The organism is Flavobacterium cheongpyeongense (assembly GCF_003202435.1).
Lineage (GTDB): Bacteria > Bacteroidota > Bacteroidia > Flavobacteriales > Flavobacteriaceae > Flavobacterium > Flavobacterium cheongpyeongense.
In genome coordinates, this window is the sequence record NZ_QJHK01000029.1 from 33,895 (window position 1) to 47,767 (window position 13,873).

A 13,873-nucleotide genomic window follows, 5' to 3' on the forward strand; every position below is an offset into this window, starting at 1 on the left:
AAGGATATTATTGTTTAGTAGTCATTGGCATATTATTTCGGGACCATTCGCTCCATGAACCTATATAAAGTTTTGGAATTGGGATTCCGGCATAATCCATTGCCAGTAAGGTATGGCAGGCTGTAACACCGGAGCCACAGTGAATGATTACATTTTCGGGTTTTGTATTGCCTAAAATTTTAGTGTATTTTTCTGCTAATTTTTCAGGAGAATGATAGAAGCCGTTTTCGTCCAGATTCTCACTAAACGGTACATTAACAGCTCCCGGAATATGACCTGCAATTAAGTCAAGAGGTTCAGTAAGGCCATCAAAACGATTTTTGTCTCTTACGTCAATGACAATGTTTTCAGGATTATTTCGGGCTTTATCAACAGTTTCTATATCTGCTAAAGGCAATTGCCATTCAGGAAAAGGATATTTTTCAGCTGTATCAAAACTTTTTGTTTTGGAATCTACAGGGAAACCAAATTTTATTGCCGTCTGTATTCCACCATTTAAAACCTGAACTTTTTCATGCCCGGCAGCTCGCAGCATCCACCAAAATCGGGCAGCAGCATTTGATCCGTTTTTATCGTCATAAATTACAACATGGCTTTTAGGTGTGATGCCAAGTTTTGAAAGTACTTCTGAAAATTTCTCTAATGAAGGCAGAGGATGTCTTCCTCCGTTTGCAGGGTTACAGTCAGCTGTGGCTAAATCACGATTGAGGTCAACAAAACGAGCATCTTTTAAGTGTTCGTTTTTATAATTTTCTTCGGCATTGACTCCGGCCCTGGCATCAACTAAAATAATTTCAGATGATTCTTTTAGCTGAAGTAATGTCTCGGGATTGAGTATTGGAGACCAATTTTGTGGCATATAAATTTGTTCTAAATGATTAACCAGGAATTTTTTCGATCAAAATTTCAGCACCTGATTTATCAAAATAAGTACAGGTCATTTCGATAATATCAACACGCCATTTTGCGATTCCGCATTGTCCGGAGTGATTACAGAAAGTGATATAATCTGTCTGACCATCCTGATGTGCCACCAGAAATTCTATAAAACGTTCTTTGTTTGCTGTATTTTCAATTTTTATTTCAGGATATTTTTCGTCTGAAATCACAGAGTAATTGTTTACACCATAATATTCAACATGACCGTCATTTACAAAGGTATCGTATCCCTTTACGCCCAAAATAATTAAATCCTGTATATAATTTGGAAAATCAGCACCGCTCTTTACTTTGGCATGCGCTTTTTTTATTTGTTCGATTGTAAACATAAAATTTGATTTAAGGTTAACTTTATTGGTTCAAAAATACGATTAATGGTTTTATAAATTCATCAAAAGATTCGATATGTGGCAAATGTCCGGTATTTGGAATTTCTACCAATTTTGAATTCGGAATCGCTTTTTTGGTTTTTTTTCCCAATTTGGCATAATTTCCCATTGTTTTTCTGACTTCTTCAGGAACAAGTTGTTTTCCCAAAGCTGTTTTATCTCGGGTTCCGATGATTAAAAGTGTCGGGCTTTTGATGTTTTTGAATTCATATAAAACCGGCTGAGTAAAAATCATGTCGTACATCAGTGCCGAATTCCATGCCACAATAGTGTAGTTGGGTGCAGTTGTCCAACCGGCACTCAGTTCAGCCCATTTTTGGAAATTAGCATTCCATTTTCCGTCGTAATAATTCGTCATTTGATATTTTTTGATGGCTTCGTAGTTTTGTTTTAGTTCACTTTCGTACCAGGAACCTAAAGACTGGTACGGAACGACTAATTTCCAGTCTTCTAAACCAATCGGGTTTTCCAAAACCAATTTTTCTGCAGTTTCAGGATACATCAATGTAAATCTTGTGGCCAGCATTCCACCCATAGAATGTCCCAGGATGGTAGTTTTTTGAATGCCTAAATGATCCAGTAGTTTTTTTGTATTTTCGGCAAATTGCTGAAAGGTGTACTGAAAATTATCTGGTTTTGAGGATTTTCCAAAACCAATCTGATCGGGTACAATAACCCTGAAACCTTCTTTTGTGAGTGCTTTGATGGTGGTTTCCCAATAAGCCCCGTTAAAATTTTTACCATGAAATAAGACAATGTTTTTGTTATTATAATTCTCAGGTTTGATATCCATATACGCCATTTTTAAAAGCTGACGCTGATTGCTCACTTCGAAAAACGTTACAGGAAAAGGATATTCGTAATGGGTTAAATTGATATCCAGGGATTTTATCTTTTCCTGCTGGGACAAGCAAAGAAAAGGAATCAGAATTATGATTAGTTTAATTTTTTTCATTTTCAGAGTAGTACTGATTTGCAATACTTATAAAAGTAGAACTTACCGTTTTAAAACCAAAAGATAAAATCTTAAAGTTATCAGAAAATTAATTTTGCAAGTTTTTTTTAAAAGAAAACAAAGGTAATCAGTGAGGAGTTAAGAATCACACAAGATCGAACAGGACAGAACAGGACAGAGTCTCAGGAGCTTCTAACTAAATTAGGTACAACTATTTAACCAATTTAACCAAATTATGAGAAAAATTACCTTAACATTTAAGTATGCACTTAAATTTTTTATGGTCTGCGGATTAATTACCATTGTCAGTGATTTGAAAGCCCAGACTCTGGCATTTCCGGAAGCGACAGGCTTTGGAAGATTTACTACTGGGGCAAGAGGATCTGCCAACCCGCAGATTTATTTAGTAACCAATTTAAATGACAGCGGACCGGGTTCTTTTCGTGATGCTGTTAGTCAGGAAGGAAGATTTGTCATCTTTAAAGTAGGCGGAATCATTAATGTGGCATCTTCAATTGCAATTGCAAAAAACACCACTATTGCAGGACAAACGGCAACCGGAGAAGGGATTGTATTATTAGGTGCTAAGGTTTCTTTTACAGGGGCAAATAATACAATTGCCCGTTATTTCCGTATACGTTTTGGTGCGACTACTCAAAATCAGGATGCTTCCGGAATTTCAAATGGTGCAAATATTATTCTGGACCATATGGATTTTACCTGGGGGACAGACGAAGTGTTTTCTGTTAACTGGGATGGGAAGGGGGTGAGTCCTGATAATATAACAATACAAAATTCTATTATTGGTCAGGGATTACACCGTCACAATCACTCAGCAGGTGGTTTAATGCAACCATCAGAAGGAGGTAAAATAAGTTTGATTGGAAATTTGTACATTAGTAACAAAACCCGTAATAACAAAATCAAAGGGATCAATGAATTTGTCAATAATGTTGTTTACAACTGGGGAAATTACGGAAATACGTATGGACATACGGAATCAGGTGAAGCTTATATTATGGGTGGGGATTCTGCAGGAAGATCGGATGTAAATATTATCAATAATTATTTTATTGGAGGTCCAAATACAGGAACTTCTGCTAGTACCCCTTTCAACAGAGGAAATGAGAATTTCTTTTTGTACGGTCCAGGAAATTACTTTGATAATAATAGAAATGGAGTTTTAGATGGTAATTTAGTTCCGCAGGATTTAACAGGTTTTCCTGTTGGGACAGATCCAGCAAATATTTTGCAATCACCATACGATTATCCAATGAAAAACACCACTTTATCTGCTGTAGATGCCTATAATAAAATTGTGGCAAGTGTAGGTGCTTCATATCCAAGACGTGATCAGGTTGAAAATTTAATGATTTCAGATTTAATGTCTAATGGAACGAAAGCTACTTATGTATATGTTCAAAGTGATTTAACAACAAAATTTGGTTTTATTAATGGGGGAGCAGGACATGTTTACGGTGCGCCGGCACCTTTGGATACAGATAATGACGGTATGCCTGATGTCTGGGAAGATGCAAACGGATTAGATAAAAATACTGCTGACGCTTTATTGGTAAGCACAACAAATGCACCGTATCTGAATATCGAAGTATACATTAACGGATTAACGAATACAACGCCTTCAGATTTTGTTGTTCCGCCATCAAATGTCAATTTTACTAATGTGGCTTCAACAGAAGTTCCGCCATCAAGTTCTTTGACCATTAACTGGATTGATGCTGCAACTAATGAAGATAATTATGTGGTTGAACGTTCAGAAAATGGTACAGATTTTATTGTAATCGCGACACTTGGAGCAAATGTTACAAGTTATAATGATACAGGATTGCTGCCCAATACGCAATATTATTATCGTGTTAAAGCAAAAAACAGCACAGAATCATCCGTATATGAAAGAGCATCAGTGACTACACCGCCAATTCCGTCAGCTCCTGTTAAGGCATCTGCACCTAATCCGGGTACAGGACTTACCAGCATTCAGTTGACAAATGGAAATTTAGTTTTAAAATGGAGCGGCAGTACAAACACGACAACATATACTGTTTATTTTGGAACAGATCCTTTAAATTTGACTAAACTGGCAGATATAGCTTATGTTGCTTCTCCAACATACCAGCTTACAGGTTTAAGTACAGCAGTTACTTATTATTGGCGAATAGATGCTTCAAATGCTAAAGGAACAACAACCGGAGATCTATGGAATTTTCGCGCCCTGACACCCGAGCTTGTAGGGCATTGGCCGTTTAAGGAAACAGCCGGAGAGGGTCAGCAAATCGAAGATATTTCAGGTTATGCAAATAACGGACAATTGGATGCGGCTTTCGATAATAGTAGCGTCAGAGTAATCGGAAAAGAGAATAAGGCTATAGATTTCGGAACATTATTGCCAAACAAACTTATGGTGAGCATTCCAAACCAGGATCAGATTTTCTTTGATAAAAATTCTTTTACTATTTCATTCTGGATGAAAGCTGATGCGAGTTTAATACCAGCCGGTTCAACATTGAGTTCCTATATATTATGCAAAGGGTCGATGACAAAAAATGCGACAACAGGGGCAACAGGCAGAAGGTTCAATGTAGAAATAAAAAGTAATCAGTTGCGCTTTGCCATAGATGATGATAAAACAAAAACAGAACTTACATCATCATTAGCAGCAACCAGCTATTTCACCGGAAATTGGGTCAATGTGATTATTATGAGAGATGTTACGGCATCTAAGTTGAGAATATATACGAATGGTGTTTTTACCAATGAAAAAGCTGATGCAACAGGAACAGCTGTGGGTATTGGAGAGCCAACAGATTTAGTGATTGGAAATATCGGGGCACTTGAATTGTATGCGAATACCACTCCGGCTCCTTACAAAGGTTTGTTTGACGAACTTAAAATATTTAATTATGCATTAAGCGCAACAGAGATAACGCAATTGTATAATGCAGCATTATTAAGTAATGATAAGTTTGTCCAGAATACAATTAGCGGGACTATATATCCTAACCCAGCAAAAGAACAGATTTTTATCAGTATTCCAAATTATAAGGAATCGTACATTACCGCTACTTTAAGCGATGTAACAGGTACAATTTTTATAAAAGAAAAAATTTCATCAGACGGAAATGGTATTTTTAAATTAGATCTTGCAAATAAAAGAGTATCCGGACTTTATATATTAAATGTGTCGGGAGAAAATTTAAACAGCAATTACAAAATTATGGCAGAATAAAAATAGCCTGTTCATCATAAAAAAAACCGTTGCATTGATTTGTAACGGTTTTTTGCTTTTGATAGGAATTGACTTTTTAAAGACCTACAAAATCATCGCTTTTAGGAAAAATGCTTAAAGCTTCAACAGCAATTTCTGGTGTTGGCGAAGCTAATTTTCTAAATTTTGTATCCATCCAGGCACCGTCAACGGTAATAGTGGCACAAAGTGTATCATCTTCTCTTCGGAATTCGTGAATGATAGACCAGCGAGAAGCATCAGCTTTCATTTTGGATGTTTTGGTATGAATGAATATTTTGTCCGAGAGCTTTAATTCTTTTCTGAAAACACATTCTTCCCTAAATAAAACCGGACCAAAATTTTGTTCCTGCATTACTCTTAAAGTCAGACCTAATTCGTTTAGGATTTCAATACGGTGTTGTGCGCCAAAATCGTAATAAGCACTGTGACGAACATGAAAATTTGGGTCAAGATCTGACCAGCGAAAAGATATTTCTTTAACAAATGAAGCCATTATTGTAATTGTAATTTTAATGAGGAACCGAAATTACGAATAAAAACCGAATAGTTCTTTCTGAAAAGCCAAAGTACACAATATAGCATTAATAAATATTTCCGGATAAAAGTAAAGATTTTGTTGTATTTTTAGATTCGGATATTCCTGATTTAAGAACATTAGTTTTTTAGGTCTCTTACTGAAAGAATCTGGTTCTTATATTTTTCTGTAAAGTCATGGATGATAAGCTTTTAATTTCCTCCGATTTGAAATCCTGGTGCAGTAGCCAAAGTTCAGATCCCTTTGAAAACTGATTTTACGGGCAATGGTATTTATACTTAAAGTGTTGCAAAACACTAAAACGACAGTTAAAACTTTTCAAAAAAAGAGGTACAACAGTTTCTTGAAATTCTTATAGCCCAGTATCGAAAAAACACAAGGAACAAATGTAGAGCGGTTCCCTTCAACACAGATTAGTCTGTTCGCTATCTCGGGTGTTTGTGTTGGGCACACAATGAAATATTAGCTGTTAGCGATAATTTTATTCTATCCATAAATTTCCTTTGGAATACGTTCTGGCTTGTCCACTAATTATTACACGATTCTCTTTATTTATACAATTTAATTTCCCAATACGTTCTGAAATCTGTAATGCTGTAAGCTCATTTTTATGTAGGCGATTTGCCCAAAACGGGATTAATGAGCAATGTGCAGAACCTGTCACCGGATCTTCTAAAATAGATGCTTGTGGAGTAAAAAAACGAGAAACAAAATCGCAATTTATTCCTTTTGCAGTAACGATCACTCCTCCTGGATCAAGGTTTATTTCGTCAAAGAATTGACGGTTAATAGATAGGTTTTTTATATCTTCCTCTGAATCATACAGTAATACATAATCTCTAGATTTTAAAACTTCTTTTGGTTGTATGTTTAATGACTTTGAAATGTTTTCAGGTAAACTGCTTTCAACCGGCATTCTCGATGGAAAATCCAAATAATAGAAATCGTTTTGTGCAATAACCGTTAAATCGCCACTTAAGGTTTCAAAAATTAGTTTATCATTTTTGTAATTCAGAATTGTTTTTAAACAATGCGCCGTTGCAAGAGTTGCGTGTCCACACAAATCCATTTCAATTTCGGGTGTAAACCAACGTAAATGTATTTTTTCTCCTTTATCTACAAAAAAAGCAGTTTCAGCAACAGCATTTTCTTTTGTGATTTTTTGAAGAATATCGTTTGGTAACCAATTATCGAGTGGTACCACACAAGCTGGATTTCCACCAAAAATTTTATCCGTAAAAGCATCAATTTGATATAATTCTAGTTTCATATTTAGTATTTCCTAATAAAATTACCTTCTCTCAAAACCTCCGTTTTTTTGTTGTTTTTAGGGTAAATATAGTTGATTTAAACTACAAAAAACAACTTACGGTGAAAAGTAAATTTGGTGCACAGCCCAAAAATGAGTGGTAAAAGGCTTTAAAAGGAGTTGTATAAACACGAAAAAACAAAGCCAGCGCATACTTGCCAGCATACGCTCGGTGGTGAACGGAGTTTTTCCGAATTTCTCCACAAAAAAAAGAGGAATCCACATCCTCTGGAAATCCTCCTGATTGTTTTACGATAACCCCATATGACGAAATTTCAGAGGTTCCGTTCAAAATGGGTTTCATTACTTCGTCAGTTCGCTAGGGTCGGATGTTGGCTCTTAGAGCCTAACTCTGGTTGTTGGCAGTAATATTTTTCTACTTTTCAAAATTCCAATTAAATATTGGAAATTTTCTTTTTTCGTTTATATTCCAAATTCCTATTTGTAATCCTTTGGTTTGTTTACTTTTATTCAGTATTCCAATTTGAATACCATACATTTCTTTTGAGTAATTATTACCTCCAATTTGTATACCATTCATTATAATTGCAGAATTTGCTAGTGAAATTTGTACCCCATTACTATATAATGTTTCGTTCAATAATAACGAAATCTGAATTCCATTAGATTTGTCCATGGCATTCCACATTCCTGCTAATGCAATTCCATTATTTAGTTCTCCAAATTGGGCAATTGCGGCAATTGTTATTCCATTGTAGTTTATTTTACCAACTGTTCCAGTTGATATATTTAATCCGTTTATTATTTCGTCAAATTCATAGTCATTTCTGTTAAATTTACCACTAACGTTATCAATTCTTGAAATTGGGCTTCCGTTTCCAAGTGGTGCTAGAAATCCAATACCAGGAATTTCTAATCTAATTCCATTTGTTTTAACAAATCTGTTTTTATCATTTAAATTTGGAAAAGCACCAAACGAAATTCCATTTACAGTTGTGTTTTCTGCATGAAATGTCCAAAATAAATATTTCGTTTTTAAATTATATTCTTGACTAAAAACATTTATAGAAAAAAATGTTAGAAATGATATGATTATTATTTTCATTTATAAGTTTTTTTTCGATTGATATTACGGCCACCGTCAGTTTGTCTCAAAATCTCCGTTTTTTGTTATTTTAGAGTAAAAATAATTAATTCTCCCAGGAGGTTTTCAGATAGTTTGACGGTTTGGGACTAAATTAAGCCCATTCTTCAGATTTGCCCCGGGGTCTAGCGAACAGACGAAGCAAATCATCCCCAATAAAACCCATCTTTCCACTAAGTCAATTGGCCAAATCAATTGTAGCAAGTATGTTAGCCGTTCGGTTTTTTATTTATTTCAAATTTATAGTTTCTTTTCGCCCACATTTTACAAGGTTCAATCCATTCTTTTAGTGGTTTATAAAGAAATCCGTGTTTCAGATTTGTATTTAGTTCTATTTCTTCAAATGCATTTATTTTTAGTTTTGAAGTTTTCATTCTCTCAATTGCGGAAACTCCATAGACATCTGATTTTTCATAAATTGTTAAAATGTTTCCACAAAAAATTATTTCGGGATAATTCTCCACATCGGTTTTTTGATAACAGCCAATAAAAACGAAATTTATATCTGGATTTGCAATAAAAGTAGAAACATATTGAGCGATATAGCCACCTTTTGAGGTTCCAATTACTGTAATATGATTTGGTTTAATTCCTTGTTTTAGTAAACTATCAATTTGAGAAACAATTTTTTCTGCATACTCCTCTACATCTGTATTTGCTTTTCTTTTTTCACTTAAAACAATAAAGCCATCTTTCTCAAATGATTTAATTATATTTCTATATTCAACTTTTCCATATTCTGGATGTTTCGTTTCTAAATTGTTTTCTTCAGCAAATTTATTATGAAAGAAAAAAATATAGTTCTGTTCATCAAGTTTTGTCTCAGCTTCTTTTTTTGTTTGTCCCCAACAAGTCAGATATAAACTTAATAATATGAATAGTAAAGTATAGTTTGATTTTCTCATGTTTAATAATCTGTGTTTTTTGTTTCAACTGACTGCTGTTTGTCCCAAAACCTCTATTTTTTTTAGGGTAAATATAGGTGATTTAAACAACAAAAAAATAACTTCCGGTGAAAAATAGTTTGGTGCACAGCCCAAAAATGAGCGACAAAAGGCTTTAAAAGGAGTTGTATAAACACGAAAAAACAAAGCCAGCGCGTACTTGCCAGCATAGGCTCGGTGGAGAACGGAATTTTTCCGAATAACTCCACAAAAAAAGAGGAATCCACATCCTCTGGAAATCCTCCTGATTGTTTTACGATAACCCCATATGACGAAGTTTCAGCGGTTCCGTTCAAAATGGGTTTCATTACTTCGTCAGTTCGCTAGGGTCGGATGTTGGCTCTTAGAGCCTAACGAACCCTGGCTGTTAGTGGCTGGCTTTTTTATTCAATTACCATTTTATTTTGTCTACAGTCAATGTAGATAATGTTGTTTGAAAATATTTTATTTCCTAGCATACCTGTCATGCCCGAAAATTTCATCATTGCGTATTGGACTTGCGAAAATCCCTCTACATGCGTAACACTATTTAAAGGTATTTCACAGTTGGCTATTTGTATTTTTTGATTACAATTTGCCGTGTATGTAGTTAAAACATTATCCCACGATTGTTCTGATTTTTCAATGTTAATTTTTGAGGCAGACAATTTCAAATTATTCCATATTTCTTTGTTGGTTAATAATTCGTAAGCACTTGTACCGGTGTCAAATAAAAACTTTTCCTCTTGTTCTTTTAATAATCCGCTAAAGACTATTTTTCTTTTTTTGAATTTGAAATCCAAAAGTTTGTTTTGAAATTGATTGGGTACTTTTGATAAATTTAAAGCAATATAATTTTCTTTGAAGTTGATGATTGTTTTTCTGTCTTCAAGAATGTCTGCTCCAATTGTACCAATTATTTTTAGCGAATTACTATCATCATTTCCCATATTATAAATTTTGAATTTTTCGGAAGTGACTTTTGTTTTTCCGATATAAAAAGACGCTTTTGCAGTTTCTTTATGCATAGCTATTTGAGGAATGTTACTGATTGATTTTGAATAAAAAACAGTATAAGCCGAACCTGTATCAAATTGCAAATAATAAGTTATCGTATCACTCAAAAAATGTATAGGAAGTAACAAGGCATTTTTTTCTTTACCTAACCAATTAAATGGAATAGAACCACTTTCATTTTCTACTTTCAAATAATTTTTATCTGGTGTAAATTTTTGGTCACAATAAATATAACCACCAGCTACAGCTACAACTAAAACGACCAAAATGATCAGTACAATTTTCTTTAAAATTTTCATTGGATTATTTTTTTGCAAATTTCTAGTTTTGGAAACAACTTCTTTGCAAAAGGAATACGCCAATTTTACGTCAATCAACTGACTTATTTATAAGTAATTGATTTTTAGTATTTTGTGCAAATCGTTTTTTTTATTTAAACTAATACCGTTTATAATAACTACCAATAATTTCAAACAAATGATTAACAATAATGGAAATATAAAAAGTGGAAAATGTAGTGATAATCCTTTTTGAATAAATGGACTTGCGATTTGAGAGACAACCAGTGCAACTGCTATAAGTATTTGAACACTTACGATACTTTTTCCAAGTTCTTTGTTTTTTTGGTCGTTTGTTTTGTAGGTCAAAATTAATGGAAATATAACTCCTCCAAAAGGTACTACAAGTCCAAATAAACTAGAAAAATTAATCAATTTTGCTCTATCAAGTTTTATAATTTCTTTGGAAGGAATTAGCTTTTCAGGTTCCTTTTCAAAGACATTTGCAAGAGTTTTCAAGGTAAATCCTTTTGGGATATTACCAGCCTCAATCCTTTGAATTGTCCTTAACGAAAGTCCACTTTTTTCGGCAAGTTCGGTTTGGGTTAAGTTTTTCTCTTCTCTTAAACGTTGAACTATTGATTTCATTTTCGTTTTGTTTGCGGTCTTTGTAGAATTTCTGTTAATGTATTTGTAATCAGCGGTTTTTGGGCTAAATTAAGCTCTGTTTTCGGATTTGCCAAATACAAAACCATTTTTCCATTAAGCCTATTGCCCAAATCCGTTGTAGCTGTTGTATGCTGTTTTTTTTACATTGTATTGTAATGTTTCCAATCACTTATTTCCATAGGATGTTCTTTATTAATTGGATAGTTTGCTTTCACAAATTCAAATTGTTCTTTAGTTAGTAAAACTATCCTTCCATCATTTCCGGAACTTATAGGATAAAATCTCTCGTTACTTTTCTGTGATTTCAGTTGGTCGTTTAACATCTCTATAAAATTTATATATGAAATTCCCCAATCATTTTCTCCAAAATCATTATCAAAAGCGATATATTCTTTTCCGTTAAGTTTTATTTTATGAGTCCAATGTCTTTCAGTTTGATTATTAAATTCATCTGAAAATTCAAGTTTCAAGTTTAGTTTGTCAAATGATTTTTTTACAGTTTCTAAATACTGAATTAAACCACCACCTTCAAATAGCGTTTCTGAATCTATAAAATAAAATCTATTGTCAGTAAATATTAAGCTTTCGCCTTTCATTTTGCCTTCAAAAAAATTTAGTTCATTATAAGATTTTTCAAATTCAGCTTTTGTTTCTTTTAAATCTTTTTTTTCGGTTAGATTGAAAAAATTGAGTTTGTCTAATCCTACTATAATTTGGTTTCCCGTCAATTTAGTTTTAGCTATTTCTTGTGGTTTTTCGGGTTCTTTTTCCTTAATATTATTTTGAGACTTTGAATTACAACTTAAAAATAAAAAGCTAAATAATAGGAGTAGTGTTTTATTCATTTTTGTTTTTAATAAATGTTCTTTCTTGTAGAGTGTTTCTGTAAAATAGCATACAACGTCCCGTGGCTTGGCTTGCCGTTGTGGCATTTTAGCACAGAACATCACAAATATAATCAAATTTTATTTTAGGAATTTACTTTCCCAAGAAGCCCGAAACCCACAATGGCGCCAAACCACTGTTGGCAGAAGGTTTGTTTTTTAGTTCGTTTTTTCATTTTTATTTGGTTTCAGAAAATAATTCTTTTTGCCAATTTTTTTTTTCTTCTTTCATATTGAATCCAAACTTTTCTATTTCTAATGTGTCAACAATTCGCTTGTTCGGATTTACTATAATAATGTTTGGATATTTTTGGTTAAATCGAGCTAAATAGTACACACCAATTTTTAAGTCATTAATTGCTTGCGTTTCTTTTTCGGAATTGAAAATGTCATATTTTATTCCAGAACCTGTAGTAGTATATAATGAGTCGTTTATGTAATAAGAGAAATAGAAATCTGTTGTTTTTGGATAGCTCTTTTTTTTGACAAACTTAACGACAATATCTTTTCCATTCTTCTTAATATTGTTCTGTATTCTAACACCACGAATGTGCAGAAATCCAAATAACACAATCAAAAATAATAGATAATAATGTCCAAATTTTAAATTTTTCATAAAAAAATCTGCTTACTTTCTTTTTAATTGTTTAGTGAAAAACTTTCTGCCAACGTTTCATGGCTTGCAGAAGTTGGGGATTTGGTAAACCGAAACTTTCGGTTAATCACAAACCCAAAAGTACAAAACAATCTTTAAATTAAAGACTAAAACCCCAATTTTTGCAAACCATTGTTAGCCGTTCGGTTTTTTATTTATGATGTTTGTCGAATTCAATTTCGTCAGAGTTATTAAATAGAAATTTTAATCCTGTCTGTTTTATTTCTATTTCATCATCTCTTTTTAATGAAAACTTATTTTCTGGCATAAAAGCAAAAAACAATTCCAAACTAATTAATAACGATGCAGTTATAAACAGAATAACTGAAACTACTTTTCTAATTGAAATTGCAAATAAAAATTTATTCATCAAGTAAACTATTCCAAAAATTACTCCAAAATAGAATATTAAGTCGGCAATTAACTCTAGTATAAAAAATTCTTCTGCCATAGAAGTGTAAAATGCAGGCGCTTTATATATAAACGGAAATCCATACATTATTCCGTCAGTTCCGTCAACAACATTTACTATCCACCACTTTGAAAAAAGTATAAATATTATTATTGTTACTGGCAATACTAAATTTAGTATTAATTTTCTGTTCATTCTTTCGATTCTTTACTTAAAATGTTAGTTTTTTTAATGTCATTATTTTTAGACAATAACTTTTCTATCACGAAGAATAATTTAATACATAGTAAAACAGCAATTATATGATAAAATAAAATCATATTATTTAAATATTTCCCTATACTGAGTGCAATTATTATATAGGATAATATACCAGTAAATATTCCAATTAAAAAACCAATAATAACATTTAAAATCATTGTTGTCCGATAAATAATTTCGTTTTGTTAAATATTGTATATTTTTAGATACTTAACGAGGTTCTATCTTGCTTTAGCTTGTTTTTTAGTATTGTCATTAGAATTCAATAAATGGA

Annotated in this window: 13 protein-coding genes; 1 reads left to right on the plus strand and 12 read right to left on the minus strand. The window is 32.8% G+C overall.

Annotated elements, in window-relative coordinates; all coding sequences use genetic code 11:
* Positions 1–7 precede the first annotated feature (7 nt).
* Genes DMB65_RS20705 through DMB65_RS20715 form a run of 3 tightly spaced genes read right to left on the minus strand, consistent with a single transcriptional unit; the run spans position 8 to position 2,283 of the window.
* A complete protein-coding gene (locus DMB65_RS20705; protein ID WP_110308533.1) occupies positions 8–859 on the minus strand; it encodes a sulfurtransferase in 852 nt (283 codons plus the stop codon).
* A 19-nt stretch (positions 860–878) separates the two neighbouring features.
* Entirely contained in the window at positions 879–1,268 is a 390-nt protein-coding gene (locus DMB65_RS20710; RefSeq protein ID WP_110308534.1) for a DUF1398 domain-containing protein, read from the minus strand.
* 22 nt (positions 1,269–1,290) lie between these two features.
* Complete coding sequence (locus DMB65_RS20715; protein WP_110308535.1) at positions 1,291–2,283, minus strand: alpha/beta fold hydrolase; 993 nt, start codon at positions 2,281–2,283, stop codon at positions 1,291–1,293.
* A 235-nt stretch (positions 2,284–2,518) separates the two neighbouring features.
* On the opposite strand from DMB65_RS20715, the gene DMB65_RS20720 reads away from it, so the two are divergent.
* Entirely contained in the window at positions 2,519–5,530 is a 3,012-nt protein-coding gene (locus DMB65_RS20720) for a LamG-like jellyroll fold domain-containing protein (protein ID WP_230470736.1), read from the plus strand.
* Between the two features lie 76 nt (positions 5,531–5,606).
* On the opposite strand, the gene DMB65_RS20725 is transcribed toward DMB65_RS20720, so the two are convergent.
* From DMB65_RS20725 to DMB65_RS20770, 9 genes are all read right to left on the minus strand, one after another.
* Complete coding sequence (locus DMB65_RS20725; protein ID WP_110308536.1) at positions 5,607–6,044, minus strand: acyl-CoA thioesterase; 438 nt, start codon at positions 6,042–6,044, stop codon at positions 5,607–5,609.
* Positions 6,045–6,567: 523 nt separating this feature from the next.
* Positions 6,568–7,356 carry a PhzF family phenazine biosynthesis protein gene (locus DMB65_RS20730; RefSeq protein ID WP_110308537.1) on the minus strand — a complete coding sequence of 263 codons (789 nt, stop codon included), beginning with the start codon at positions 7,354–7,356 and terminating at the stop codon, positions 6,568–6,570.
* A gap of 415 nt (positions 7,357–7,771) precedes the next feature.
* Positions 7,772–8,461: an LA_2272 family surface repeat-containing protein gene (locus tag DMB65_RS20740; protein WP_110308539.1), complete on the minus strand. Its 690-nt coding sequence runs from the start codon at positions 8,459–8,461 to the stop codon at positions 7,772–7,774.
* A 248-nt stretch (positions 8,462–8,709) separates the two neighbouring features.
* On the minus strand, positions 8,710–9,405 hold the full coding sequence (locus DMB65_RS20745) for an alpha/beta hydrolase (RefSeq protein WP_110308540.1): 696 nt from the start codon (positions 9,403–9,405) through the stop codon (positions 8,710–8,712).
* A gap of 422 nt (positions 9,406–9,827) precedes the next feature.
* Positions 9,828–10,739 (minus strand): hypothetical protein, encoded by a 912-nt coding sequence (locus tag DMB65_RS20750; protein WP_110308541.1) that lies wholly within the window; start codon positions 10,737–10,739, stop codon positions 9,828–9,830.
* An 87-nt stretch (positions 10,740–10,826) separates the two neighbouring features.
* Positions 10,827–11,366 carry a helix-turn-helix domain-containing protein gene (locus DMB65_RS20755; protein ID WP_110308542.1) on the minus strand — a complete coding sequence of 180 codons (540 nt, stop codon included), beginning with the start codon at positions 11,364–11,366 and terminating at the stop codon, positions 10,827–10,829.
* Positions 11,367–11,527: 161 nt separating this feature from the next.
* Positions 11,528–12,232 carry a hypothetical protein gene (locus tag DMB65_RS20760; protein WP_110308547.1) on the minus strand — a complete coding sequence of 235 codons (705 nt, stop codon included), beginning with the start codon at positions 12,230–12,232 and terminating at the stop codon, positions 11,528–11,530.
* 217 nt (positions 12,233–12,449) lie between these two features.
* Positions 12,450–12,887 (minus strand): hypothetical protein, encoded by a 438-nt coding sequence (locus DMB65_RS20765; RefSeq protein WP_110308543.1) that lies wholly within the window; start codon positions 12,885–12,887, stop codon positions 12,450–12,452.
* A 190-nt stretch (positions 12,888–13,077) separates the two neighbouring features.
* A complete protein-coding gene (locus DMB65_RS20770; protein WP_110308544.1) occupies positions 13,078–13,533 on the minus strand; it encodes a hypothetical protein in 456 nt (151 codons plus the stop codon).
* Between the last annotated feature and the right edge of the window lie 340 nt (positions 13,534–13,873).

Excerpts from the sequence above, each read along its gene's own strand:
- DMB65_RS20705 (WP_110308533.1), bottom strand. The coding sequence starts at position 859 with ATGCCACAAAATTGGTCTCCAATACTCAATCCCGAGACATTACTTCAG.
- DMB65_RS20710 (WP_110308534.1), bottom strand. The coding sequence starts at position 1,268 with ATGTTTACAATCGAACAAATAAAAAAAGCGCATGCCAAAGTAAAGAGC.
- DMB65_RS20715 (WP_110308535.1), bottom strand. The coding sequence starts at position 2,283 with ATGAAAAAAATTAAACTAATCATAATTCTGATTCCTTTTCTTTGCTTG.
- DMB65_RS20720 (WP_230470736.1), top strand. The coding sequence starts at position 2,519 with ATGAGAAAAATTACCTTAACATTTAAGTATGCACTTAAATTTTTTATG.
- DMB65_RS20725 (WP_110308536.1), bottom strand. The coding sequence starts at position 6,044 with ATGGCTTCATTTGTTAAAGAAATATCTTTTCGCTGGTCAGATCTTGAC.
- DMB65_RS20730 (WP_110308537.1), bottom strand. The coding sequence starts at position 7,356 with ATGAAACTAGAATTATATCAAATTGATGCTTTTACGGATAAAATTTTT.
- DMB65_RS20740 (WP_110308539.1), bottom strand. The coding sequence starts at position 8,461 with ATGAAAATAATAATCATATCATTTCTAACATTTTTTTCTATAAATGTT.
- DMB65_RS20745 (WP_110308540.1), bottom strand. The coding sequence starts at position 9,405 with ATGAGAAAATCAAACTATACTTTACTATTCATATTATTAAGTTTATAT.
- DMB65_RS20750 (WP_110308541.1), bottom strand. The coding sequence starts at position 10,739 with ATGAAAATTTTAAAGAAAATTGTACTGATCATTTTGGTCGTTTTAGTT.
- DMB65_RS20755 (WP_110308542.1), bottom strand. The coding sequence starts at position 11,366 with ATGAAATCAATAGTTCAACGTTTAAGAGAAGAGAAAAACTTAACCCAA.
- DMB65_RS20760 (WP_110308547.1), bottom strand. The coding sequence starts at position 12,232 with ATGAATAAAACACTACTCCTATTATTTAGCTTTTTATTTTTAAGTTGT.
- DMB65_RS20765 (WP_110308543.1), bottom strand. The coding sequence starts at position 12,887 with ATGAAAAATTTAAAATTTGGACATTATTATCTATTATTTTTGATTGTG.
- DMB65_RS20770 (WP_110308544.1), bottom strand. The coding sequence starts at position 13,533 with ATGAACAGAAAATTAATACTAAATTTAGTATTGCCAGTAACAATAATA.